Origin of the sequence: Nostoc sp. (assembly GCF_036917575.1) — a bacterium.
Lineage (GTDB): Bacteria > Cyanobacteriota > Cyanobacteriia > Cyanobacteriales > Nostocaceae > Nostoc.
Genome location: NZ_JBALDC010000104.1, coordinates 133,209 through 158,064, shown reverse-complemented (window position 1 = coordinate 158,064; position 24,856 = coordinate 133,209). Strand labels below are relative to the sequence as shown.

Below are 24,856 nucleotides of genomic sequence, written 5' to 3'. Positions count from 1 at the left end.
TTATACGAGCGCCCATATTTCACTTACCTCGGTAGATACATTCTACGTATTTATTTATCTTTACATAGTTTGGTTTTTTCACGTCGTTCTACTTAATGTGAACGATGTTATTAGCGAAGGCTTAAATCCAGGCACAGATTTAGTTAAGTCTTCTGTGAATTGTATGTTGACAGATAACCTGGAGAACTTGACTCTGACTGGAAGCAGAGCAATCAATGGTACTGGTAATAGTCTTAATAACATCCTGATTGGAAATACTGGCGCTAACATCTTAAGCGGAGGAGATGGCAATGATAGCCTCTTTGGTAACTCAGGTAATGACACCTTGTTCGGTGGCGCAGGTGATGATCTACTCGCTAGTGGAGTTGGTCGAGATGTATTGACTGGTGGAACTGGACAAGATAGGTTTGATCTGGCTGGTAGCCGCACTGGAGGTTATGATACCATTGCTGATTTTACTGTTGGAGATGATACTATCCTCGTTTCCAAGAAAGAATTCGCACTTAGCCAATCTCAAAATACTACGCTTAATGTCAGCTTGTTCCGACTTGGTACTAGTGCTACAACAACAAGCGATCGCTTTATCTACGATAAAACTACAGGTAATCTTTTCTTTGATGCAGATGGAATTGGTAAGGCTGCACAAGTTCAAATCGCTCAGTTCTCGAATCAGGCAATGCTTACTAATGCAAATATTACTGTCATTGCCTAACGAAAGCTAACTATAGCAGGCATCTAGATATTACCCAGTAAAAGACAGATCAACTCTTGCTGGGTAATCTGTCATAAATACACATTTGAGTGGAACACAACTGCAAACTTTTAACTTTCCTCTTGAGAATAACCGTTTTTCTCGCGTTTCAGGTTTTCTTCTAAGGCTTGAATTTGTTCGCGTCTGGCTTCCAATTCCAAAGAACGCCTTGCTAAGTCTTGGTTTTGCAATGTCAGGGATTGTCGCCAATGTTCAGCTCGCTCGGCTTCGTGCTGCAAAAATTCTGGAGTAATGCCAATGGTGAGGTAGCTTTCTACCAGATGCAGTACCCAGTTGGTGGCGTCTTCTATTCTTTCAATGTCGCCTGTAGGAGAAAGTTCCACCAGAACAAGCAAGTTCTCACTCATGATTTTTCCCTTTCCAAGCAGAATGAAAGCCTCTTCTGGAATTATCGCCCACAAGTTATCAGCTTCTTGACGCGCCAATAAGCGTAACTGGTGCTGGTCTAAAAAATCGTTTTTACGCACCTGGGCTAGATATAACATGAAGGTCGCTTCGCTCCAATTGAAAATTCACGCATTCAAAAAATTTGATTAAAAATAAGTGTCAGAATGGATATTTGGATCTTGTTAATTAGTAATGGGTAGTTGGGAATTATTAACACTCCCATTACTCATTACAGTTATCCTAAGCCACGCAGGCGATACCTACATTAACCCTTTAAGGCGATCGCGCAAAATTTCAGTTTGCTTGTGTGCTTCTGCTAAAGCATCACGCGCTCCTTGTACCACGTCGGCTCTAGCTCTATCCACAAAGCTAGGGTTGTTTAATCTGGTACTCAAGGACTGAACTTCTGCTTCAGCTTTACTCAAGCTTTTTTCTAGCTTGGCACGCACAGTTTCAATATCTACCACACCGCTTAGAGGAATTAGCACTTGTATTGTACCAATTACACCTGCGATCGCATTTTCTGGTTCTTGTGGTTGTTCTAATTCTTTCTGCGGGAAAAATCGGCTCCACAACCTAAGTCTTGCTTGAGCAGTGAGTAAATTTTGGCTAATAAACCAAGCTGTGTAACCAAAACCAACTAGTTCAAAGAAAGTTCCGACGATGGGAATGTCATCAATGGCATTTCCTACAGCTAAACCTACTCTAGCAAAGACAATGGCCACGATAATTAAGCCAATTGTCTTCAAACCTCTTTGAGGTTTTTTTGCAGTAACAGTTTGCTTTTCTTGCTTGTCAGTAATGGTTAAAGTCTCAACCTTAGCCAAATCTTTAATGTAATCTTGTCCAGAAATGAGAATTTCCCGCTCTTTCCGGCTTTCAGTTTGTAAATTCGCTATTATTTTTACCCCTGGTTTAATATCCGCTTCCGCCCGCAAATTCCGAATTGTGCGGATAGTACCAATCAGTAATTCAAACTGTTCCTCTAAAGATGAATCAATTAAATTCGGATCCATCTGGGGATAGATTTGTAGTGGCAAAGTTTGCGGACAATCTGCTGATTGTTGCGTGAGAGTTTGCCAAATTTCTTCGGTAATATGAGGCATGAAGGGATGAAGCAGTTTCATAATTCCTTCCAAGATGTAGCCGAGGGTTTGCTGTGCTACCCGCCGCGATACTGGATCGGTATCTGCTTGCAATCTGGATTTCACTAGTTCAATATACTGATCGCAGAAATCACCCCAGATGAATTCGTACAGTCCTTTTGCTGCTTCCCCTAAACCGTAATTATCAATGTAATTGATGGTTTGTTTGATAACTTGATGATACCGCGAGATAATCCAGCGATCGCTCAGTTCTGTGGCTACTGGATTCCCCAATTGTTGCGGCGTCTGTCCATCCAAATTCATCATCACAAACCGGGCAGCATTCCACAACTTGTTAGCAAAATTGCGCGATGCTTCCACCGATGCTGATTCATCCTTTTTGCGATCGTACTCCAAGCGGATATCTTGACCCGCACCAGCCACTTCCCTAATTAGGGTATAGCGCAGGGCATCAGTACCATATTTGTCAATTAATAACAACGGGTCAATACCATTACCTTTGGTCTTTGACATTTTCTGGCCTTTTTCATCCAGCACCAAGCCGTGGATGTAAACTGTTTGGAAAGGCATTTGCTGCGTAAAATGCCCAGCCATCATGGTCATTCTAGCTACCCAGAAAAAGATGATATCAAAGCCTGTCACCAAAGTGGTAGTCGGGTAATAGGTTGCTAAATCTTGAGTTTGTTCCGGCCAGCCCAAAGTCGAAAATGGCCAGAGTCCAGAAGAAAACCAAGTATCTAGCACATCTGGGTCTTGTTCAAGCTTGACATTTTCGCCAAATTGTGATTTAGCTTTCTCCCAAGCTTCGGTTTCCGATTTTGCTACCACAAACGGCGTATTATCAGTAATTTGCCCATCCGTTTCACTGACAGCGTACCAAGCCGGAATTTGGTGTCCCCACCATAATTGGCGAGAGATACACCAATCATTGAGTTTTACTAGCCAATCACGATAAACCTTTGTCCAGCGTTGAGGGACAAACTCTGGGGAATTTTGTTCATCGAGGAATTCGAGAGTGTTGTCAGCGAGGGGGCGAATTTTGACGAACCACTGAGTCGAGAGGAGGGGTTCAATGGGTACTTTACCGCGATCGCTGTAAGGAACGGTATGCTTATAATCTTCTATCTTCACCAAAAAGCCATCTGCTTCTAGGCGAGAAACCACATTTTTTCTCGCAACAAAGCGGTCTTGTCCTTGAAACTCCCCAGCATTGGCGTTGAGAGTGCCGTCTTTATTCATAATGTTGATCAACGGCAGATTGTGACGCTTACCCATGTCAAAATCGTTCGGGTCATGGGCGGGAGTTATTTTCACGCAACCTGTGCCGAAAGTGGGATCAACATATTCATCGCCAATAATCGGAATTTCTCGTTGTAGAATTGGCAGAGTGAGAGTTTTGCCAATGAGATGTTTGTAGCGATCGTCATTGGGATTAACTGCTACAGCCGTATCACCTAGCATCGTTTCTGGTCGAGTTGTCGCCACCTCTACAAAACCGGAACCATCGGTGAGGGGATAACGGAAGTGCCAGAGATTTCCATTCACCTCTTGATTTTCCACTTCCACATCAGACACAGCCGACTGAGAAGCGGGACACCAATTAACTAAATATTCACCACGATAAATTAAGCCTTCCTCGTAAAGGCGAGTAAACGCCTCGATAACAGCTTTAGATAAACCCTCATCCAGGGTAAACCTTTCCCGTGACCAGTCCACCGAGACACCTAAGCGTCGTAGCTGATTCAGAATCGTTCCTTCAGACTCCGCTTTCCATTGCCAAGCGCGTTCTAAGAATTTTTCGCGCCCCAATTCGTAGCGAGTCTTACTCTCTGTTTTGAGTTGCTTTTCCAGCATACTATGCACAGCAATGCTAGCGTGGTCAGTTCCGGGTAGCCACAGGGTATTGCGTCCCTGCATCCGGTGGTAGCGCACAAGGGTATCAATCAACGCACTTTCAAAAGCGTGACCCATGTGTAAGCTGCCGGTGACATTCGGCGGGGGAATGACGATGCAGTAGGGTTCACCGCCTTTGTTGGGGTCAGCTTTGTAAACTTGGTTGTCTTCCCAGAATTTTTGCCACTTGGCTTCGGTGGAAAAGGGGTCGTAGAGACTGGGGAGATTGGGAATGGTTGCGGTCATGCGGGGCAAAATAAGGAAGGACTTTTATAAATTTTGCCACAGGGTTGGAGAGGGTTTGGTTAGCAATTCTCGAAATCGTAGATGTACTCCTTAAAAAATTTGAAAATGCGAAATCTATTCTTGACTCTTGTAGTTATCTTGATAAATTCCGTAGCTGACATCTGTATATTCATCCAGAAATACTCATGAAATTGAAACCAGGTTTATTTCAACTCATCGTGTTCGTTATTACTGTATCGCTACTTACTTCTTGTGCAACAACCCCAGAAGCAAGACAGTCAGATTGCATCTCCACAACGTCACCAAACCAACAAGCCGATAACTGTTCTTCTTCATCTAATAGTAGCGGCAGATCGAGTGGTTATTCTGGTGGTAGTAGCATTAGAAGATCCGGTTATGGTAATTCATCGGAGGTCGGTACTTCTAGCGGTTCTTCCAAGGGTCGTAGTGGTTTTGGTAGTTTCGGTCGTGGTGGTCATGCGGGTGGATAAGAAAGTATAGAGTAGAGGAGTGATTACGCCTTATAAAGCTATGTTCTCCAAAACTCCTGGCGGGCATCTAAAGATTCTGTCTCTATCCTTAACTCTAATGAGCGATTGCAGTTACGGTTCAGATTTAGGGGCAAGCGTTATTATATCTCTACTAGTTTAGCAGATACCCCAAATAACCGTAAGTTGGCTAAACTTAAGGCCTCTGAGATTGAGAAAGATATACTCTGCGAGCGATTAGACTTAAATCTAAAGAAGTACCAAACTCAATCTGCTTTAAGTACGATTACACCCGTTACACCCATCAGAGCTGATTCGTAAAGAAAATATTAAGCTGCCATTGCCTTAACATCAGACGAATCAACGAGCCATAAATCATTGCTTCACTTAACTCTGTATACAACTCATAATCCTTACTCAAACGCCGAAATCGATTGAGCCACCCGAATGTACGTTCTACAATCCATCGTTTCGGTAATCGCTCAAATGTTTTTGAGTTCCTTTGGATCACCTCAACACGAACCTGTTCACCGCAAACCTGCTTGACAGCTTGAGCAAAGTTTTTGCTTGAATAACCCTGATCTACCCAAACAACTTCCAATTTGGACAATTCTTCAACAGCCTCATGCAGCACAAGGACGGCTCCTAAACGCTCCGAAGCATTAGCTTCAGTAACTAAAACACCAATCAACAAACCTTGAGAATCTACAACTATATGGCGCTTACGCCCTGCCCAAATCCAACTTGAGTCAAGGCTGTTGGGATTATATACAGGAAACATAGACGCTATTAGCGGCTTGTCGCAGACATCGGTTATTTGAAGAAAACACTCCATCCAAACCATAAAAGGATAAGTCACAAGAGATTGTCTTTGTAACTGCTTGTAAGTAGGCGAGGAAACCAGAAGCCACATAGGTGAAATCAAATGTGATAGTTTGGTTTGAATGGGCGCGGCTTTATAGAATTGCGTTTCCCCAAGAAGTTGCCACAGGCATTACTATGTCTGAAGGATGCCTAATGGTAAGCGTTACCTGGCGGCTATCTTCGTTACCCATGCTTATAAGGACACAAGAGGAAGAAACTTTATCCGTCAAGTTTCCCAATTAGTTTACGATTATCTGAATCAGGGACTTCCAGTTGCTGCGGTTAATTCGCCTAACAGTGTTATAAAATAGCAGTAGGGCGCACAGATAAGCTGTTCCACAAATAACCTTGCATATATTGGGCGGGCGAGACGCCCACCCCACAATAAATGTACAATTTCAGATTATGTAAACTAGATGTGATTTAGTTTAGCTCTGTGCCCTTATGATAATTAGATAATTGTGATTTTATTTGCTGCTCTAGTGGCCTTTTCCCTAGCCTCTTGGACATTAACACCCTTCGCCAAAGCTACGCCCATTCGCCGATATGGATGAGCATTAGGTTTACCAAATAATTTAATATCTACATCTTTTTCCAATAAAGCATCGGCTACCCCATTAAAAGCAATAGAATCAGACTTTTCTGAGGCTAAAATTACTGCACTGGCTGAGGCTCCTAGCTGTTCTATATGAGGAATTGGCAACTCTAAAATAGCTCTTAAATGTAGTTCAAATTCATTGAGATTTTGTGAGATTAATGTTACCATACCCGTATCATGGGGTCTAGGAGAAAGTTCCGAAAAAATCGCTTCATCTTTGGTAATGAAAAATTCAACGCCAAAAATTCCGGCTCCTCCTAAAGCATCAGTTACCTTTATAGCTATTTCTTGAGCTTTTAAAATTTTATCTTCAGAAATTTCTGCGGGTTGCCACGATTCTTGATAATCCCCTCTTTCTTGACGATGACCAATGGGAGAACAGAAAATTGTCGGTGCATTCCACTGTTTAATTGTTAGTAGAGTTATTTCAATTTCAAAGTTAATAAATTCTTCGACAATCACCTTTTGACTGTCTCCTCTAGAATTAGCGATCGCATAATTCCAAGCCTTCTCAACCTCACTTTTATCCTGAACTACAGACTGACCTTTACCAGAGGATGACATCACAGGTTTAACAACATTGGGAAAGCCAACTTTATCCGAAACTGCAATCAATTCTTCTATAGTTGTTGCATAACCATATTTAGCTGTTCTAATGCCCAATTTTTTATGTGCCAGTTCCCTAATTCTGTCACGATTCATTGTGTAATTAGTGGCAGCCGCAGTTGGAATAACTGTAATTCCTCGCTGTTCAAATTCTAAAAGTTTTTCTGTTCTAATTGCTTCAATTTCTGGTATGATAATATGTGGCTGGTGTTTTGTCACTACAGCTTCTAAATCATCAGCACTGAGCATAGAAATAACTTCATAAGTATCAGCAACCTGCATCGCTGGAGCATTGGCATAGCGGTCAACAGCAATCACATAATTACCAAGACGTTGAGCAGCGATCGCAAATTCTTTGCCTAGTTCTCCTGAACCCAACAACATCAATTTTTGGGGCAACTTAATACTCATGAACTTATCCAAATGAATTTCAATTCAATAATCTTATAATTTTTTGTGTTTTCATTATTAACCTCTCAAAAATTAAATATAGCTTTGCGTAGTTGTAAATCTTGACGTTGTAAGTGATTTAAACCAGTACCTACGCCAAGTTGACACTTATCTACTAGAGTCTCTAACCAAATAGTCTCGTTCAGAGTTGCACCTCGTAAATCTGCATTTCTCAAGTCAGCTTTTGTAAAATTTACAAATAAAAGGTCTGCATCGACTAAACTGCTACCTTGTAGATTCGCTCCTGACAAATTTCCTCGGATGAAGTTTACACCATCTAAAATTAAACCAGATAAATCTGCTCCCATAAGATTAGGAAACTTTAGCTGATTCGGATTTTTAAAAAACCGCATTATACAAATGATATTTGCTTCATTTAGTCGGATTTTGGTTAAAAACTCATAACGAGCGATGCCTAGTTGCTTGAGAATTTGCAGACGTTGTGAGGGACTTTGTTCTAAAAACTGGATAGCTGTATGGCGTAAGTCTTGAGTAGAGATATTTAACATGATTCTCAGATTGTCGCGATCCTTGTGCCGATTAAAAATTTAACAGCCGATGTAAGCAAATAATAGATAATATAGCAGTCTTAAATCATTCATGAAAAACAAGAACCCTGACTTTTCAAATAAATCAGGGTTCTAACTTTATCGATAACTACTTACCTAACGTTTTGCCAATAATGCTTTCGTAGCAGATTCGCCTGCTAACTTCACCTGCCTTGTCAGCTGGAAGTTTAATAACGCTAGAACACTTAAATCAGCTAAGAGTGCCATGAAAATTGTTGTCGCTCCAGCGTTTTCTACAGCTGTCCAAGGAAAAGTTGTAAACATCCATATAATAGAATATTTCCACGACGAGATACCAATAAATTCTAGAATCATCGGTGGTAAAAATATTACACTACCTAAAGTCCCAATTGCCCAGAAAGAACGCTTAGGAGTTTTCAGCAAAAGTATCAATTGGGCGATGGTAGCGTAAATCATCATTAAGTTGATGGACAAAGCTATAGTTAAAAGTACTTTAAATCTGTCAATCTCATTAACAATCTCAGTTCGGCCATTGTTTGCGTCAACAACAGATGTAAGTAAAAACCAAACTAACCAGGGGATAGCAGCAATTGTTAAATTAATAGCGATCGCCACAAGTGCAGGGCTTTTTTCAGACCAAATTAGATCCTGCCAAACACTCTTATGGTTAGAAACTCCCTGATGTCGATATCTTGCCCAATCTTGTACATCTTGACGATGAGGGGAAAGAATTGCAATTAAACTTAAAATCAACACCAAGTTGTACACTGCCAGCAAAACGAAATTTTTTGCAACCTGTTCATCCCATGTGTTATTATTCCCATTTTGTAGGGCAAATCCCCATATCATCAATTGGTAAAAAGCTACTAGTAAATAACTTTGCTTCTTACTGATTATTGAGCCTTGAGGATTACGGAAGCAACGTTTAAGAGCTTGCAAAATACTGTAACTACACAATCCAAAGTTTAATAAATAAAAGCCAACAATACTGACAAAACCTATCCCTAATGGTAAATAGAAAAACTGCAAGTTTTTCAAGTTAGAACCATTGCCTAGATGGAATAAGTTAGGAAAGAGATAATTTGTTACATCCCAAGGAGCAAACAGCCTCAACCAAGCCGTTGAATTATACCAAGCGCCTGAATGATCTGATGATGTTATCTGAAACGTTATCAACAAGAAAAGAAAAACTGCACCACTACCTAACCAAGGTTGAAAACCACTCACCCAGCGACTAACTAAGGCAAATAGTAGTGCGGCGCTGTAGAAGAAAATACAGCTAGCAATAAGAATTGCGTAATAACTCAAAATGTAGCTAAAGGCAATTTGGGCAGAAAGTCCAGCCCACAAATGCAAAGGAACTGCTACTAAAACAGTCAGATAAATTAAACTTGGAACTCCTAGCAACTTACCAATCAATATACTTGTTTCTGACTGGGGACTAAGACGGATAAAATTCAGCGTACCGCGAGTTTCTTCTTTGGCTAAATCGTTGATTAGTAAATAAGTTCCTGCAACTAATAGTGTAAATCCAAAAACTACAGTAAAAGAGAGGAATATATATTCCCAATGGTGTCGCCACCACAACTGCCAATTAATTTCATTTTGGGGACAAAAATTCTTTGATAGGAAATTATTGAATTCATCAATTAGAGATTGATTTGATTGCTGGTAAAGTCGGTTTTGTTGCTGTTCATATACTTGACGTAGATTACAGTATGTAGCAGTTAGCGAGTATCTATCACCAGGAAATTCGCGAAACTGATATAAAAAAACTACTGATTGCAGTAGTAGTGAAGTTGCAAATGCGATCGCAACATTAAAAAACTTCAGTCGTCCTTTGAGTTCCCGCAATAGTTGCGGATTCCAATCACCAATTTTATCTATCAAATTTGGCATCATAGCAAAAAATTCTCCAAAAATGGGGAGTGATATTTATTGACGTATCAAGATGCTTGTTTGTGACCTAATTTTAAGAAGATACTTTCTAAGTCTTCTTGCATGCAGTGAAAATCAGTTAGAGGAATGCCTGCTTTGATAAGCGATCGCAACAATTCAGCACTATCTTCATCTTTGCCCGAAAAATTTACCCGCACGCTGTTTTTTCCTGATATCACCTCCCACTCTTCTACTAAAGGATGATGTTTTAGTTCTCTTAAAAGTGCCTCTAGGTTCCCTAGAGTTGATATCACAATTTGCTGATGGGCTAGACGTTGATAAAGTTGCTGTAGGGAAGTACTTTCTACCAAGAAGCCAAGTTCCATAATTCCCACAGATGTACACAGTTCCGCTAAATCACTAAGAACATGAGAGGAAATAATTACAGTCATTCCAGCTTCTTGCAAAGCCTTGATGATTTCGCGAAAGTGCATCCTGGCGATGGGATCAAGCCCAGAAACAGGCTCATCTAGTAGTAGTAAAATCGGTTCGTGGATAATGGTTCGCGCTAAACTTAAGCGCTGTTTCATCCCCCGCGACAGTGTAGAAATCTGACTATTACGTTTATTACCAAGTTGAATGAGTTCTAAAACTTCATGTAGGCGTTGAGTGCGGCGCGATTGTTGCAAGCGATAGAGACGCGCAAAGTAATCTAAGTAGTCCCAGACTGTTAAATCCTCATATAGCGGGTAGTCATCGGGTAAGTAGCCTAAACGACGCTTAAGTTTGGGATTACTCTTGTCACGGAGTAGGCGATCGCCATTAATAAAAATCTCACCCGTAGTTGGTTCCTCAGCAGTCGCCAACATCCGGATGAGAGTTGTTTTACCCGCGCCATTCGGCCCAATCAATCCATATACTTCCCCTGCATGGATTTCTAAATCCACATCATTGACAGCAACATGGCGGTCAAATTGCTTAGTTAGTCCACGGGTGCAAATTGCTATTTCTTTTACCATCGCGGCTGGGGTGCGGCTTGTGATTAACACTTAACCTAACCTCTTTCTACAAATTCTGTCAGGCTGGTTTCGGAAATTGAAACTGGTTTTATGTAAAGCTGCTTTGAGTTATGGGCATTATTTACCACTATCTTCAGCAAAGTTTCAAATAATACCAATAAATATTTAGCTACTACTGGGAATACTAAAACTAGAAATCTCTAGGTCTTCTCAGTTAATCAGGTAAAAGCTGTATGGATTTTGAATCGATTATGAAAATGCCTGTCATCGGGCAAACTATTGCTAGTGCAATAGAAGCAGGTAGAGAGTGGGGGCAAACATACCTCAATGATTCGCGGTGGTGGGGTGATAAAGATAAGATGGCAAATAGGTCATAACTTAGCAAAAGTAGGTAGGACGTATGCCTTACCTACTTATGATCGAGAACCGCTATATTTCCAACTGCTTAATCTCTGCTTGATTATATGCCTGCTAGTCAACGACTATAAAACTATCTATTCCTAAAGAGGTTACAGGTGTCAAGCAAAAAAATCGGTTTTTGGTCTGTGTGGGCATTGGGTGTCGGCGGCATTGTTGGTGGACTTTTCCCAGCGCTGGGAGTTGTAATTCAAATAGCTGATGCAGGCGCACCATTAGCATTTGCGATCGCCGGCACAATAGCTTTGATAACTACTTATGCTTATGCAAAACTTTCAGTAGCTCATCCATGTCGAGGCGGGACAGTAACCTTCTTAAACCAGGCTTTTGGTTCAGGGCTGTTTAGTGGAACACTAAATCTTCTATTATGGTTTAGCTATGTAGTCATGCTTTCTTTTTACTTGCAGGCTTTTGGTAGTTATGGAGTTAGCCTGTTCACAGAGTCTACTCAACCTATTTGGAAGCATTTACTGATTAGCTTGGCAATTTTAGGGACAACTGGATTAAATCTACTAACTGCCAATCATGTTGGTAAATCTCAAATCTGGATTGTCAGCTTCAAACTGGGGATTTTGATCCTGTTCATTACTATGGGAAGTAGTCATATTGACATTTCCCGTCTACAACCAGTCTCAGTATCGTCGCTACAGTCAATTTTTGCAGGAGCAATGGTAATTTTCTTGTCTTATGAAGGCTTTGAGCTAATCGCCAATGCAGCAGAGGATCTTGTTAATCCCAAGCATACTTTGCCACGAGTTTATTACTCTGTAATCGGGTTTGTTATTGTGCTTTACGTTTTAATAGCACTGGTTACATTGGGAGCAGAACCAATAGAACAGATTTTGGCAGCAAAAGACTATGCTTTGGCTGAAGTTGCCAAACCTATTATGGGGCAATTTGGATCTGTTTTGATTACTATTGCTGCTCTTTTCTCAACTATCTCGGCTAGTAACGCAACACTCTACGGTTCAGCTCGTTTTAGCTCTGTGATTGCTAAATCTAGAGGGTTTGACTTTGGCAGTCAAATAAATAGCATAGATCAATCTTCAATTGGCTTGTTTATTACTAGTGGCATCACTCTTATCATCGCCAATTTATTTGATATAAGTCGGATATCAACGATGGGTAGTGCCGGGTTTCTCCTAATATTTACTGCGGTTAATTTAGCTAACGCTCGTATGCATCGTTATACAAAAAGCAAGCAATGGATTTCACTTCTAGGTGCTGGAATATGTTTAATAGCACTAGGAATTTTAATTTGGTTTGCTTTACAAACAGATCCACAAACCGTCTGGGTTTTAGTATTTATGGTAGGAGTAGCTGTAGGCATTGAAGTAATTTACTATCTATCAAACAATCGACGGCTACACCTTTGAAGAAGCTTACCTCAAATGTAGGACGTATTTGTAATAGTCCATGTTTGGATTAATTTAACTTGAATTCGCTAACAGTGCCTTGTCTGTTAGCGGAGCGTTAAATATAGCTGTTTGGTTTGGATTTTCATTACGAATCATCTTTTAAAAGTGATTTATAAATGGCTGATAAGCGGTAATTTTATCTGGAATGTCGAGCCTTTACCCTCATTGCTCATTACATGAATGTGACCGCCGTGAGCCTGGACAATTTGTTGAGCGATCGCTAATCCCAACCCAAATCCGCCGCTTTCTCTGGCACGTTCTGTATCAACTCGGTAAAAGCGATCAAAAATGTAAGGTAAATCTGCCTCTGGAATCCCAATTCCAGTATCGATGACCTGAATGACTGCCCGATCTGGGTGAGGTTCTAAGCGTAACCAGACAGTTCCACCAGACGGAGTGTAATTGCAAGCATTGTTAAGTAAGTTTTCAATAGCTAGCCGCAACAAATCAGGGTCAGCCCATAGCTCAATGGGTCGTTCTGGTAAATGGTTGATCAACTTGAGCGACGCTTTTGCAGCAACAGTATTGTAATGAATAATTAAATTTTCTAGCAAGCTATTGAGATTAACCTTTTTGAGAGATTCAGGAGTTAATTTTCCCTGATGCCGAGCCAACAGCAGTAGGTTATTGACCAAGGTACTCATCGATTTGGCGCTATCGATGATGTTCTCCACTGTGGGATGGATTTGGGGATGGTCTGCTGCCATTAGTAACCCGACTTGGGCATTGGTCAAAATCGCAGAAAGGGGCGATCGCAACTCATGAGAAGCATCTGATGTAAAGCGTTGCAGTTGATTATAGGCTTGCTGAACGGGTTGCATAGCTATACCACCAAGTACCCAACCTGTAAGTCCAATTAACCCCAGTGCTACAGGTACAGCAAGGGTCAATATTAACTGAAATTCTCTGAGTTCGTTTTGAGTTTCTGTCAGTGGGATAGCAACTTGCAGATAACCGATGACTGAATTTCCGCCTTGCACAGGTAGCGTGACTTGACGCAGCCAAAGTGTCTTACCTGTAAATGAATCAACAGACTTAATCGTGAGAAATTCAGATGCAATTTTTAACTCTTCTGGAGGTGGAGTACCAAAAAACCGCTTGAGTTTGCTATTGGGGTCATACCAGCGAATATACACCAGTTCAATATCAGCGGGGTGAGAACCACTACCCAATAGCGGTATATTGCTTAGATCGACTTGTTTTTGTTTTTGATACAGCCGATACTGCGAACTGGCTGCCATTAGCTCTGCTCTTTTATAAAGCAGTTGATCTAATGCTTTGAGCTTGTCTTTTACCTCCAGATGATAAATGACTCCAGCAAAGAGAATCAGAATGCACCCCATTGAAAGGGTAAACCAACGAGCTAAGTTACGACGACTGCGGTTAAACACAACTCATGATAATTCGTAATTCGTAATTCATAATTCGTAATTACAATGCTTTTCAAGTAATTAAACTAGACTATATTTATACTCTGGGTAGCCATTATTAAATCTCAAGATGTTTCTGGAGGGTTGAGACGATAGCCCATGCCATAAACAGTTTCAATCCAATCGGCTGCTGCTAATGTTTGCAAACGTTGGCGAAGTTTACGAACTAAAACGGTGATTGCATTACTTTCTGGCTCACTACCCCACTCCCATACAGCTTGCTCAATCTGGTTGCGAGTCAGGACTTGCTTAGGATGACGCATGAAATACTCTAGTAATTGAAATTCTTGGCTGGAAAGGGATATGATCGCTCCTTGTCGCTCCAAAATTAGTCTATCGAGATGAAGTTCCAGGTCTGCCAAGCAGAGAGTATCTCCTTGCCAGAGGGGCGATCGCCTTCTCAACGCCCGCACCCGTGCCATGAACTCCACGATATCAATCGGTTTGACGAGGTAATCATCTGCTCCAGCATCTAATCCTATGACTTTATCAGGTGTGGTATCTTTTGCCGTGATCATTAATATAGGAGCTGTTTTTCCCGCCGCCCGATACTGTTGACACAAACTCACTCCACTAATCCGAGGTAACATCCAATCCAAAATCAGCAGGTCATATTCTTTTTCAGCCAAAAGCCATTGAGCGGTTTCACCATCCTTGACACCATCAACACTGTGTCCAGCCTGAGAGAGAACCATTTGCAGCGGCATTAATTGCTTTGGATCGTCCTCTACCAGTAAGATTTTCATCGCTTTTATACACTTGTGCTTGTTTAGAATAATCCATTGATGCAATCTCAACGTCTTTCATTAGTAAGATTTCAGAGGATTGTCTACCCCATTAGGATATAGATAAAGTGCGATCTAGCAAAATTAGAAGCAGGTGTAGTGGTGTGGCGTATTAGTAAACGTTGGCTACAAGGGCTGGGATTAGAGTTTTGGTTGCCTCTACCATTAGTAGCGGTTGTGTTTTGGCTTGGCTGTAGTTTCCTCGCTGCTCAAGAGTTAAGCCGACCCTATTCCACAAAAAATAAACTTCAGTCAGATACCCAACTCGAAGCACGGATATCAGTCAATGTGTTACTCATTAACGCTGCTGTTAACCGAACTAAAAGAATTACCCAGGTTGAAGTAGAAACAGCAGATCCTATCCTCAAGCGATTGGAATTAGAACTTCAAACAATAGAATTCAACCAAATAGAAGCGACAATTGCCCAAGAACTAGGTCTACCCCGTCAGGATGTTAGAAAGTTAGTGCGCTATGAAGTTGTGGAATAACATTGACAGTATTTCAGGCTAATAGAGCACTGCGTAAATAAGCAGACAATTGAAAAGCTTTTTAGAGGATATTTGAAAAGTGATTGGCTGTGATTTTAATTGCATTATTACCTCCCTTAATCCTACGTTACTTGCTACAACGTAGGGAACCTGGGCAAGTGGCTCCCTAACATAGTGCTATGACTACCATTAATCCTTGTTATCGGGTAATCTCCAACATCGTAAATCAGCCCCTAAGAGTTAACATCGTCAAGATTATCTGGTTCAATTGACGTATTGTTGTAACGTTTATCTACGGTAACAGACACTGTAGTAGTGATAAGATGTTGGGCATGGGCTGAACAGTAGTTTTTGAGTTGTCATTTGGGAAGACAATAACTCTACTACAGCAGCACCCCTCTCTATTTCATCCTTTTATTTTGGCTAAAGTATTGTAAAGAGACAAGTTAATTATGAACACAGATGAGTTGCTATTTGAGTTTCAAAACATTAGAAAGCAGATAGAGACGCTGTATAAACACATTAAAGGGACACCAATAGAGCAACAGGTGATTGCAAAGTTAGAAGCTCTTGACGTTTCTATCAGCAAGCTAGAAATACTCAATGAAGAAATGCAGACTAATTTAAAAGCAATGGAAATTATTGAGGAACAACTACTACAAGAAAATGAAAAAAAAATAAAAGAACACAAGTTTTATCGAGATTTGTTTAAATTTGCACCTAATGCTTATTTGGTAATAGATGCCCAAGCAAGAATTAAACAAATAAACTATACTGCTGCTGCATTATTAAATATGTTGCCCAGTTTTTTAGTTGGCAAATTATTAATTGATTTCGTCTCTCTAAAAGAGCGTCCATTCTTTCGTACCAAACTGAACCAGTCGTCAAATGTAAAGTCTGTGCAAGAATGGGAAGTATCTATCTGTCCACGGAACGCTCAAGCTTTTGATGCTTTACTTTTAGTGAAGCCTGTCCGAGAAGCTTTGGGGACGCAAAGTTTACTACAGATATGCTTACATGATATTACTAAGTACAAGCATCTAGAGCGATCGCAATTAGCAGCAAGTCAGCAACCTGTCTTGAGCGAACCTGTAAAAACGCCTCATAAGCTTAGTGGCTTACACGTACTCTTTGTAGATGACGAAGCTGATACCCGCGAGTTGATTACAGCAGTGCTAATGCAATGTGGGGTGATGGTGACAACAGTTGCCTCTGTTACTGAGGCGCTATCTGAGTTGGAGCGATCGCGCCCTGATGTGATAATTAGTGATATCAGAATGCCCGATGAAGATGGCTATGCTTTGATTCGCAAAATAAAGGCACTAGAAATAGAGAAGGGATGGCAGATTCCTACTGCTGCCTTGAGTGCTTATCTTGCAGAAGACCGCGCAAAGGCAATAAGAGCAGGTTTCCAGTCGCACTTGCACAAACTTGCTGAACCAACGGAGTTAATAGCAATGGTTGCACAGCTTGCTGGGCGAGCTTAAAGAGGCATGGGGGCAGGGGAGAAAAAGATTTTAGTTTTTGAAAAAGCAGAATTTTATATCAATTAAGTAAAAGTCTAGAATTTTCTTAACCGAAAGATTTCAGACTTAAGTAAATATCTTTTCCCCAGGAAATATGGACAGCTTAACTGAAGGAAAGAAAGCCGCTTATGCAATGGAAGTGTTTGCTGGCGATGGCGAGATGTGTGAGTTGATGCGACGCAAGGACTGGTCAAAAACTTCGCTCAGTTCAGTTGAAAACTGGCCGCAAAGCCTAAAAACATCTATTCGGATTATTTTAGGTTCCCGCTATCCAATGTTCGTTTGGTGGGGACAGGAACTACTCAACTTCTACAACGACGCTTATATTTCTGTCCTGGGTAAGCGACACCCTCAAGCTTTGGGTGAATCGGCTCGTAATATCTGGGCAGAGCTTTGGCATTCGGTTGGGCCGTTTGCAGAGGACGTATTGAATCGAGGCAACCCTTCATGGAATGAAGAATTCCTGGAGATTATGGAGCGCAATGGCTATCCAGAGGAAACCTACTTTACCTTTTCTTACAGTCCGATTAGCAATGACGATGGTGGAGTCGGGGGTATTTTTTGCGCCTGCACTGAAGACACTAGGCGAGTATTGGACGATCGCCGCCTGCGGACATTGCGTGAATTAGGTGCAGAGACGGCAAAAGCAAAGACTGTGAACGAGGCTTGCAACATTTCCACCAGCGTGTTAGCAAACAACCTTCACGACATCCCCTTTGCTCTAATTTATCTACTAGAGAATGAAAGCTTTGCCCAACTTGCGAGTACAACAAATTTAGCCGTCGGAACCCTTGCCAGCCCAACTGCAATTGAGCTTACCTCCGTGCTGAAATCGGCTGATTGTTGGTCACTCAACTCTGTTTTAGCCACTGGTGAAAGCCGAGTCATTAAGAATTTAGTCGAACAATTTGGGCCGCTTCCAGGCGGTGCTTGGACTGAATCACCAAACACTGCGATCGCACTGCCACTTACCGGGGCTGGACAAGAAATCTTAGGGGCGATTATTGTTGGGATTAGCCCTTTAAGACCATTCGATGATGATTACCAAGGTTTCTGCGATCTAGTTGCAGGGCAAGTGACGTCAGCGATCGCTAATGCCCGTGCTTATGAATCAGAACGTAAACGGGCAGAAGCATTGGCAGAGTTAGACCAAGCAAAAACGGCTTTTTTTAGCAACGTCAGCCACGAATTTCGCACGCCCCTGACGTTAATTCTCAATCCACTTGAGCAAGTACTCGCTCTTAAATATGGTTCACTCCTGCCCGAACAACACGAACAGCTCGATATTGTCCAACGAAACGCTATTAGACTGTTCAAACTGGTCAATACCTTACTTGACTTCTCCCAAATCGAGGCAGGCAGAATACAGGCAGTCTATGAGCCAACCAATTTAGCTGGATTCACAGCTGATCTGGCGTCAGTGTTCCGTTCGGTGATTGAACAAGCTTCTTTACAATTGATTGTGGATTGTCCACCCCTGTGCAACCTCCTATACGTAGACCGCGAAATGTGGGAGAAAATTGTTCTTAACTTAATCTCCAATGCGTTCAAGTTTACCCTTGTTGGTGAAATTGCCGTTTCATTACGCCCAATTGGTGACAAAGTAGAGCTAAAAATACGAGATACAGGCATAGGCATTGCTCCCGAAGAATTACCCCGAATTTTTGAGCGCTTTCACCGTCTACGAGGAGTGAAGGCAAGGAGTCATGAAGGTTCGGGCATTGGGCTAGCTTTGGTAACTGAACTCGTTCAGCTACATGGGGGAACTGTAGAAGTAGAAAGTGTCCTGGGTAAGGGAACGACATTCACAGTAACGCTACCCACAGGCTCATCGCACTTGCCAAGCAATCAAATTAGTACCAGTACACTAGCATCAACATCAGTATGTGCTGCCCCGTATGTCGAGGAAGCACAACAATGGCAAAAAGAAGAAAATTTGTGGTTTTGGGGCCGCCACAAAGTGGCGGCCCCAAAACCACCCCCGATAAAGCCCTCCCAGTTCTCGACTGCGCGCATTTTGTTAGTCGATGATAATGCCGATATGCGAGACTATGTGGCGCGTCTGCTACGGGAGCAATGGCAGGTAACAGCTGTCGCTAATGGAGTTGCTGCACTAGCTGCTGTTTACGAGCAACTGCCAGATTTGGTACTTACTGATGTGATGATGCCAGAAATGGACGGGTTTCAATTGCTGAGTGCATTACGTGCAGATCCAAAGACAAAAGGTATACCGATTATTCTGCTGTCGGCTCGTGCAGGAGAAGAGGCGGCAATTGAGGGTTTGCAGGCGGGAGCTGATGACTACCTAATTAAGCCTTTCTCTGCTCGCGAACTGCTGACTCGTGTAGAATCTCATTTGCAAATGGTACGTTTGCGCCAAGAGTTATCTTCTAATCACTTAAAAGATGAATTTTTAGCAACAGTTACGCACGAACTTCATGCTCCCTTAGTTACAATTTTGGGCTGGACTCGCTTACTGCGTTCAAAGGAACTCGACAAGCTTACTGCTTTACGTGCTTTGGATACAATTGAGCGCAGTGCCAAAAACCAAGCAAAGCTAATTGAGGATTTGCTGGACATTTCAACGATTATCTCAGGTCAAGTCTGCTTGCAAAGCCAGCCAGTTAAACTCACAAAGATTATTGAAGAAGTTATTAATACAATGTCCTCAAATGCTAAGGAAAAGGAAATTAATATTGTCAAAACTTTGCAGGCAACTTCCCAACAACGTGACACCGTTTTAGCCGATCGCGATCGCTTGCAGCAAATTGTCAGAGAATTACTTGCCAATGCGATTAAATTTACATCAAAGGAAGGAGTAGTAGAAATTCGGCTTGATACTATTGATTCTCTAGCTACGATTCAAATCAAGGATACAGGTGTGGGAATTAGTAGCGAGTTTCTGCCTGACGTTTTTGATCGCTTTACGCAAGCAGAGGTTCCTAGCAGACACACGCCAGGGGGTTTGGGGTTGGGGCTAGCGATCGCTCGTCAACTAGTAGAATTGCACGGCGGTACAATTGAGGCAGCGAGTGATGGAATTGGACGAGGCGCAACCTTTACCGTCAAGCTGCCATTAATTTAACAGGGCAATATGGCAAAAGACATTTTTCACGATACTGTGAAGCTGGCACTGCAAAAAGACGGCTGGACAATCACCCACGATCCTTATCGCTTGCGCTATGGTATTGCCGATATTTATATTAACCTCGCCGCAGAAGAAGCGATCGCTGCCCAAAAAGCAGGACGTAAAATTGCAGTAGAAGTGAAAAGCTTTGCCAGCAGTTCAGCAATCTCTGAATTTCATACTGCCCTCGGTCAATTCTTAAATTATCGCATTGCCTTAGAAGTTTCAAAAGAGCCAGACCGCATTCTTTATCTGGCAGTTCCAAGCGATGTTCATCAAACCTTTTTGCGTTTTGAGCCAGCTAAAACGGTGATAGAACGTTATGAAGTTCGCTTGATTATTTACAATCCGAATCAAGAGGTGATTGAACAATGGATCGAGTAAACAAATATCGCCAAAATGTGTGTGATTTCTTAGAGAATTTCGCCGCCGACGATCCAGAAGCCCAGTTGATTTTTGATACTGAGCGCGTTGGGCTTTGCCCCGCCGCAGGCATCGCTATCTCGTCATGCATAATGGTTGGCGCGGCGAATCCCGCATCTACGGTTGTGCGATGCAGCTAGACCTGATTGAAGGCAAAGTTTGGATTCAGCACAACAGTACTGAAATTTTTATCGATCGAGAACTGATTGGGCGCGGTGTTGCACCCCAAGATATTGTTTTAGGATTTCGATCGCCCAGCGTCAGAGAACGGCTTGCCGTTGCTTTATACACAGATGGCAGTAAGCTTTAAAGAAAATTTGAAACGGCAAAAAGTAGGTGGGTGGGAAAATTTATCGTTGAGAGAAGGCAGGAGGCAGGGGGCAGGAGGGACGAGGGAAGAGGGTTTTAGCCTAGTTAATTTTTATTTATATAGTTTGGTTTTATTCTGCCGACTTACTTACAAGACTGTTTTAGTCGTTAGTAGTTTATTTTAAGAGAAGATGCTGTAACACAAATCTGTTTCTAATAACGTGAAAGCAAAAGCTGCTACAGACTGCGCGAAACACGTAAACCTGAAAGCAAAAGCCGCTACAGCCAAGGCGGAAGTTGCTACAGCCTGCGCGAAACACGTAAACGTGAAAGCGGAAGTTGTTGCAAGGAAAGCGAAACTTGTGCGTAAGTCCTAAAATATCGTCAAGCTGTGTGTAATTTTTAGAGGATTTAGCTGTCAACGATCCAGAAGCGCAGTTAATTTTTGATGTATTCGTAATTATAGCCGTAGTCACATAGGTTAGGACATTTTAAAAGAGTGAAAGCTAGGAATAGTAATAGTTTTACCTCCTGCCTCCTGCTATAATTTAAACTCCAACACGCTTATATGCAACTTGTAGAGGATAGGGTTTTAAACCTTTTTTAGTAAGATAAAATTTTTGCCAAACTGCTAAAGCCATAAGTGCCATGCAACGTCCTCAAAGAGAAACTCTCACCCTACTAGAAGATATTTTAATTACTGAGGAATTGTCCCATCGAACTCCTCGGACTGCAAATTTCATCTCAGAAAATCAGGCATTGCACGCATTGGTACGGCAGTTGGTGAATCAGCCAGAAACGATGCTCCAAAATCTGGCACAAATGGCACTCGAACTGTGCCAATGCGGAACAGCAGGAGTCAGCTTGCTAGAAACAACCCCCAGTGGTGAAGAAATCTTTCGCTGGAATGTGTTGGCAGGAACATTGTCACAGTGCGTCGGCGGCACTACACCGCGTAACTTTAGTCCCTGTGGTATCTGTCTTGATCGCGGTACACCTGTGCTTTTTTCTCATCCCGAAAGGTATTTCATCTACTTGCAAGAAGCCAACACGACCATTGTCGAAGGTTTGGTGTTACCTTTAATTGCTGACAATCACGCTCTCGGCACAATCTGGATTATGTCGCACGATCGGCAACGGCACTTTGACAGTGAAGACGTGCGGGTGATGACGAGTTTGGCAGATTTAACAGCAGTAGCTCTTTTGCTCAATCAGCGACAAGCCCAAGAATTGCTAGCGAAGAATGCTCAACCAGAGGCTCTTATTGGGGAACGGCATCGCCAACAGGCAAAAGCGGACAAGAGCGCATCAGATGCGCTCTTGTCCGCAGACTTCATCGAACGCGCCCTCGCCGAAAAAGCCTGGCACGATTCAGAGGAAAAATATCACACGCTGTTCGATTCGATTGACGAAGGTTATTGCGTGATCGAAATGCACATCGAACCGGGCGAGCCACTGGATTACCGCTTTATCGCAACCAACCAGGCATTTGAAAAGCAATCTACCCTCTTCAACGCGCAAGGGAAATGGATGCGCCAGCTGAAACCGAATCACGAGGAGTCGTGGTTCGAGATTTACCGTGATGTGGCGCTGACGGGTGAGCCAATTCGCTTTGAACACGGCGGTAGAGAGTTGGAAAACCGATGGTTCACCGTTTACGCTTTCCGCATTGGCGAACCAAACAAGCATCAGGTGGCGGTTCTTTTCAACGACATCACCGAGCGCAAGCAAGTCGAGCAAGCCAAAACTTTGTTCCTCAGTAATGTCAGTCACGAGTTCCGTACTCCACTGACGCTGTTACTTTCTCCCCTGCAAGATGCCTTGAGCGATTCTGCCAATCCCTTACCTCAAGCACAACAAGAACGGCTAGAACTCGCTCACCGCAACAGCTTGCGTTTGCTAAAACTGGTTAATACTCTGCTCGACTTTTCCCGCATCGAAGCCGGACGCATGGAAGCAGTTTATGAACCAACCGACTTGGCACTGTACACAACTGAGTTAGCCAGTGTATTTCGTTCTGCCATTGAACAGGCTGGGCTACAGTTAAGTGTAGATTGCCCACCAATAAGCGAACTAGTCTATGTAGACCGAGAAATGTGGGAGAAAATTGTCCTGAATTTGCTCTCCAACGCCTTTAAGTTTACCTTAGAAGGCGAAATCGCCGTCAGGGTGTATCTTGAGGATGGCGATCATGTAACGCTACAGGTAGAAGATACAGGTACCGGGATTGAGCCAGAAGAACTGCCCCATCTGTTTGAGCGATTTTACCAAGTCAAGAGAGCCACAGCCAGGACTTATGAAGGTTCGGGAATTGGTCTAGCTTTAGTGCATGAGTTAATCAAAATACATGGTGGAACCATAGAAGTAAGCAGCACACCAAGGGTAGGCAGCTGCTTTACCGTCACAATTCTATTAGGTACAGCCCACCTGCAAAGCGATCGCCTACGTCGAGTCGTAGGCGATCGTATCACAGCAACACGCACGCTGAGATCAACTGCATTAAATGCGGCCCCTTATGTTCAGCAAGCAGAGCGCTGGATATCGGAAAAAGGGACTAGGGACTGGGGAATAGGGACTGGGAAAAAGCTCTTGAGCAGGGAGCCGGGAGCAGAAGAGAAAAACTTCCCCAATACCCAATCTCCAGTACCCAATCTCCATTACCCCTTATCCTCAGAGGCGGCCCCACCTTCCCCAATTCCCCATGTCCTCATTGTTGATGACAACGCCGATATGCGCGATTACCTCAAGCGGATATTAAGCGAACACAATGTTGAAGTTGAAGCCGTTGCGGATGGGGCAGCTGCACTGGCAATTGTTACTGAACGAGTGCCTTCTTTGGTTGTTTCTGATGTGATGATGCCACTCTTAGACGGCTTTGAGTTATTGAAAGCATTGCGTGCCGACGCGCAGACAAAAGAAGTACCCATCATCCTGCTGTCTGCCCGTGCAGGAGAAGAGTCTGTAATCGAAGGACTCCTTGCTGGGGCTGACGATTACCTGATTAAACCCTTCTCTGCTACTGAACTTGTTACCCGTGTCTTAGCCCATCTTCAAATGGCACAGTTGCGCTCTCAAGCACTTCACCAGCAGAAAACAATTAACCGGATGAAGGATAAGTTCTTAGCAGAAGTTTCTCACGAACTGAATACCCCTCTAGTCGCTATTCTTGGTTGGACGCGGTTACTTCGTAGCAGCCAGCCTAGTCAAACCATGCTGATGAAATCCCTGGAAACGATAGAACGCAATGCGACTTTACAAGCCAAACTCGTTCAAGATTTGCTCGATATCTCGCGGATTGCTGCGGGTAAAGTTAACCTGAATCTTCAACCAGTTGAACTGCAAGAAGTGATTGAAGCTGCGATCGCCATAGTGCATCACTCTTTAGAAGCCAAAGAAATTTTATTTAATTGTACACTTGACTCATTACCAAGGATAGTTCAAGGCGATCCAGACCGATTACAACAAATTGTCTTAAATTTACTTACCAATGCTATTAAATTCACTTCTAATGGAGGAAGGATTAAGATTAGTCTTGAAGCTGTTAAAACTCAAGCCCAGATTGTATTAACTGATACTGGCTGCGGAATAGATGCTGAATTTATGCCATATATTTTTGACACATTCCGTCAAGCAAAGGGTGCAAAAAAAGGACTAGGGTTAGGACTGGCGATCGCACGTAACTTCGTAGAACTCCACGGTGGTACTATCTATGCCCAAAGTCCAGGAGTTGGGCAGGGTACAACTTTTATTGTCAACTTACTGTTGAGCGGTAATAGTATTTAATAAGATGTTTTAAAAGTTATTATTGTGTATCAAATGTTTTTTACCCCACCATAGGGACTTCAAATTAAAAAAATATCCCATCCCTGCGGTCTTAATGATAAGTCTTTAATCGAACACGATATAAAGGGGAGGGAACCGGATTTTTCTTATTTCCCCCCTTAGAAAGGGGGGATTAAGGGGGGTAATACAACTTGTGTATACACGGTAGCTTTTATAAAAGAAATTAAGGGAAGTAATAATGTAATTAAAATCACAGTAAATCATATCACTTTTCAAACAACTTCTATGCCTTAAGGCAATTTTTTAATACTT

General features: G+C 42.4%; 20 protein-coding genes and 2 pseudogenes. 13 read left to right on the top strand and 9 right to left on the bottom strand.

What is annotated here, in order from left to right:
• Positions 1 to 712 (top strand): annotated as a pseudogene (locus V7K79_RS29865) (hypothetical protein); the annotation flags it as partial.
• A 110-nt stretch (positions 713 to 822) separates the two neighbouring features.
• Here the strand turns inward: V7K79_RS29865 and V7K79_RS29860 are convergent.
• Both V7K79_RS29860 and V7K79_RS29855 read right to left on the bottom strand, forming a co-directional pair.
• A complete protein-coding gene (locus V7K79_RS29860; protein ID WP_335053131.1) occupies positions 823 to 1,257 on the bottom strand; it encodes a hypothetical protein in 435 nt (144 codons plus the stop codon).
• A gap of 162 nt (positions 1,258 to 1,419) precedes the next feature.
• On the bottom strand, positions 1,420 to 4,404 hold the full coding sequence (locus V7K79_RS29855) for a valine--tRNA ligase (RefSeq protein WP_335053129.1): 2,985 nt from the start codon (positions 4,402 to 4,404) through the stop codon (positions 1,420 to 1,422).
• Positions 4,405 to 4,589: 185 nt separating this feature from the next.
• On the opposite strand from V7K79_RS29855, the gene V7K79_RS29850 reads away from it, so the two are divergent.
• Together V7K79_RS29850 and V7K79_RS29845 are read left to right on the top strand one after the other, a co-directional pair.
• Positions 4,590 to 4,895, top strand: a complete 306-nt coding sequence (locus V7K79_RS29850; RefSeq protein ID WP_335053127.1) for a hypothetical protein — start codon at positions 4,590 to 4,592, stop codon at positions 4,893 to 4,895.
• Positions 4,896 to 5,000: 105 nt separating this feature from the next.
• Positions 5,001 to 5,213 (top strand): Arm DNA-binding domain-containing protein, encoded by a 213-nt coding sequence (locus V7K79_RS29845; protein WP_335053125.1) that lies wholly within the window; start codon positions 5,001 to 5,003, stop codon positions 5,211 to 5,213.
• On the opposite strand, the pseudogene V7K79_RS29840 reads toward V7K79_RS29845, so the two are convergent.
• A pseudogene (locus V7K79_RS29840) lies at positions 5,197 to 5,622 on the bottom strand (transposase); the annotation flags it as partial. The gene V7K79_RS29845 and the pseudogene V7K79_RS29840 sit on opposite strands and share 17 nt — an antisense overlap.
• Before the next feature lie 197 nt (positions 5,623 to 5,819).
• Between V7K79_RS29840 and V7K79_RS29835 the strand changes: the two are divergent.
• Complete coding sequence (locus V7K79_RS29835) at positions 5,820 to 5,999, top strand: hypothetical protein (protein WP_335053123.1); 180 nt, start codon at positions 5,820 to 5,822, stop codon at positions 5,997 to 5,999.
• Between the two features lie 208 nt (positions 6,000 to 6,207).
• Here the strand turns inward: V7K79_RS29835 and purT are convergent, their stop codons facing one another.
• From purT to V7K79_RS29815, 4 genes are all read right to left on the bottom strand, one after another.
• Positions 6,208 to 7,371: a formate-dependent phosphoribosylglycinamide formyltransferase gene (gene purT, locus V7K79_RS29830; protein ID WP_335053121.1), complete on the bottom strand. Its 1,164-nt coding sequence runs from the start codon at positions 7,369 to 7,371 to the stop codon at positions 6,208 to 6,210.
• A 65-nt stretch (positions 7,372 to 7,436) separates the two neighbouring features.
• Entirely contained in the window at positions 7,437 to 7,919 is a 483-nt protein-coding gene (locus V7K79_RS29825) for a pentapeptide repeat-containing protein (protein ID WP_335053119.1), read from the bottom strand.
• Positions 7,920 to 8,075: 156 nt separating this feature from the next.
• Complete coding sequence (locus V7K79_RS29820; protein ID WP_335053117.1) at positions 8,076 to 9,842, bottom strand: ABC transporter permease subunit; 1,767 nt, start codon at positions 9,840 to 9,842, stop codon at positions 8,076 to 8,078.
• Positions 9,843 to 9,886: 44 nt separating this feature from the next.
• Complete coding sequence (locus tag V7K79_RS29815) at positions 9,887 to 10,837, bottom strand: ABC transporter ATP-binding protein (protein WP_335053145.1); 951 nt, start codon at positions 10,835 to 10,837, stop codon at positions 9,887 to 9,889.
• A gap of 233 nt (positions 10,838 to 11,070) precedes the next feature.
• On the opposite strand from V7K79_RS29815, the gene V7K79_RS29810 reads away from it, so the two are divergent.
• Together V7K79_RS29810 and V7K79_RS29805 are read left to right on the top strand one after the other, a co-directional pair.
• On the top strand, positions 11,071 to 11,214 hold the full coding sequence (locus tag V7K79_RS29810) for a hypothetical protein (protein WP_335053115.1): 144 nt from the start codon (positions 11,071 to 11,073) through the stop codon (positions 11,212 to 11,214).
• A 138-nt stretch (positions 11,215 to 11,352) separates the two neighbouring features.
• The gene (locus tag V7K79_RS29805; protein ID WP_335053113.1) at positions 11,353 to 12,630 is read left to right on the top strand and encodes an APC family permease; all 1,278 of its coding nucleotides are present in this window, start codon (positions 11,353 to 11,355) and stop codon (positions 12,628 to 12,630) included.
• Positions 12,631 to 12,782: 152 nt separating this feature from the next.
• Here V7K79_RS29805 and V7K79_RS29800 read toward each other — a convergent pair whose 3' ends face one another.
• Both V7K79_RS29800 and rppA read right to left on the bottom strand, forming a co-directional pair.
• On the bottom strand, positions 12,783 to 14,063 hold the full coding sequence (locus tag V7K79_RS29800) for a sensor histidine kinase (RefSeq protein ID WP_335053111.1): 1,281 nt from the start codon (positions 14,061 to 14,063) through the stop codon (positions 12,783 to 12,785).
• A 104-nt stretch (positions 14,064 to 14,167) separates the two neighbouring features.
• Positions 14,168 to 14,848, bottom strand: a complete 681-nt coding sequence (gene rppA / locus V7K79_RS29795; RefSeq protein ID WP_335053109.1) for a two-component system response regulator RppA — start codon at positions 14,846 to 14,848, stop codon at positions 14,168 to 14,170.
• A 138-nt stretch (positions 14,849 to 14,986) separates the two neighbouring features.
• Between rppA and V7K79_RS29790 the strand changes: the two genes are divergently transcribed.
• From V7K79_RS29790 to V7K79_RS29760, 7 genes are all read left to right on the top strand, one after another.
• The gene (locus tag V7K79_RS29790) at positions 14,987 to 15,376 is read left to right on the top strand and encodes a hypothetical protein (protein ID WP_335053107.1); all 390 of its coding nucleotides are present in this window, start codon (positions 14,987 to 14,989) and stop codon (positions 15,374 to 15,376) included.
• A gap of 452 nt (positions 15,377 to 15,828) precedes the next feature.
• Positions 15,829 to 16,863, top strand: a complete 1,035-nt coding sequence (locus tag V7K79_RS29785; RefSeq protein WP_335053105.1) for a response regulator — start codon at positions 15,829 to 15,831, stop codon at positions 16,861 to 16,863.
• A gap of 133 nt (positions 16,864 to 16,996) precedes the next feature.
• Positions 16,997 to 19,987, top strand: coding sequence for a hybrid sensor histidine kinase/response regulator (locus V7K79_RS29780; RefSeq protein WP_335053103.1), 2,991 nt, complete (start codon positions 16,997 to 16,999; stop codon positions 19,985 to 19,987).
• Positions 19,988 to 19,996: 9 nt separating this feature from the next.
• Positions 19,997 to 20,413 carry a XisH family protein gene (locus tag V7K79_RS29775; RefSeq protein ID WP_335053101.1) on the top strand — a complete coding sequence of 139 codons (417 nt, stop codon included), beginning with the start codon at positions 19,997 to 19,999 and terminating at the stop codon, positions 20,411 to 20,413.
• Positions 20,401 to 20,592 carry a hypothetical protein gene (locus V7K79_RS29770; RefSeq protein WP_335053099.1) on the top strand — a complete coding sequence of 64 codons (192 nt, stop codon included), beginning with the start codon at positions 20,401 to 20,403 and terminating at the stop codon, positions 20,590 to 20,592. The genes V7K79_RS29775 and V7K79_RS29770 overlap by 13 nt, the downstream gene beginning before the upstream one ends.
• Positions 20,538 to 20,762 (top strand): element excision factor XisI family protein, encoded by a 225-nt coding sequence (locus V7K79_RS29765; protein ID WP_335053097.1) that lies wholly within the window; start codon positions 20,538 to 20,540, stop codon positions 20,760 to 20,762. Before V7K79_RS29770 ends, V7K79_RS29765 begins: the two co-directional genes overlap by 55 nt.
• A 647-nt stretch (positions 20,763 to 21,409) precedes the next feature.
• Positions 21,410 to 24,544: an ATP-binding protein gene (locus tag V7K79_RS29760; RefSeq protein WP_335053095.1), complete on the top strand. Its 3,135-nt coding sequence runs from the start codon at positions 21,410 to 21,412 to the stop codon at positions 24,542 to 24,544.
• Positions 24,545 to 24,856 lie beyond the last annotated feature (312 nt).

Bases quoted from the DNA above. Each gene is read 5' to 3' on its own strand.
- V7K79_RS29850 (WP_335053127.1), top strand. From the start codon at position 4,590: ATGAAATTGAAACCAGGTTTATTTCAACTCATCGTGTTCGTTATTACT.
- V7K79_RS29785 (WP_335053105.1), top strand. From the start codon at position 15,829: ATGAACACAGATGAGTTGCTATTTGAGTTTCAAAACATTAGAAAGCAG.
- V7K79_RS29860 (WP_335053131.1), bottom strand. From the start codon at position 1,257: ATGTTATATCTAGCCCAGGTGCGTAAAAACGATTTTTTAGACCAGCAC.
- rppA (WP_335053109.1), bottom strand. From the start codon at position 14,848: ATGAAAATCTTACTGGTAGAGGACGATCCAAAGCAATTAATGCCGCTG.
- V7K79_RS29820 (WP_335053117.1), bottom strand. From the start codon at position 9,842: ATGATGCCAAATTTGATAGATAAAATTGGTGATTGGAATCCGCAACTA.
- V7K79_RS29765 (WP_335053097.1), top strand. From the start codon at position 20,538: ATGCATAATGGTTGGCGCGGCGAATCCCGCATCTACGGTTGTGCGATG.
- purT (WP_335053121.1), bottom strand. From the start codon at position 7,371: ATGAGTATTAAGTTGCCCCAAAAATTGATGTTGTTGGGTTCAGGAGAA.
- V7K79_RS29810 (WP_335053115.1), top strand. From the start codon at position 11,071: ATGGATTTTGAATCGATTATGAAAATGCCTGTCATCGGGCAAACTATT.
- V7K79_RS29815 (WP_335053145.1), bottom strand. From the start codon at position 10,837: ATGGTAAAAGAAATAGCAATTTGCACCCGTGGACTAACTAAGCAATTT.
- V7K79_RS29825 (WP_335053119.1), bottom strand. From the start codon at position 7,919: ATGTTAAATATCTCTACTCAAGACTTACGCCATACAGCTATCCAGTTT.
- V7K79_RS29770 (WP_335053099.1), top strand. From the start codon at position 20,401: ATGGATCGAGTAAACAAATATCGCCAAAATGTGTGTGATTTCTTAGAG.
- V7K79_RS29775 (WP_335053101.1), top strand. From the start codon at position 19,997: ATGGCAAAAGACATTTTTCACGATACTGTGAAGCTGGCACTGCAAAAA.
- V7K79_RS29855 (WP_335053129.1), bottom strand. From the start codon at position 4,404: ATGACCGCAACCATTCCCAATCTCCCCAGTCTCTACGACCCCTTTTCC.
- V7K79_RS29760 (WP_335053095.1), top strand. From the start codon at position 21,410: ATGCAACGTCCTCAAAGAGAAACTCTCACCCTACTAGAAGATATTTTA.
- V7K79_RS29780 (WP_335053103.1), top strand. From the start codon at position 16,997: ATGGACAGCTTAACTGAAGGAAAGAAAGCCGCTTATGCAATGGAAGTG.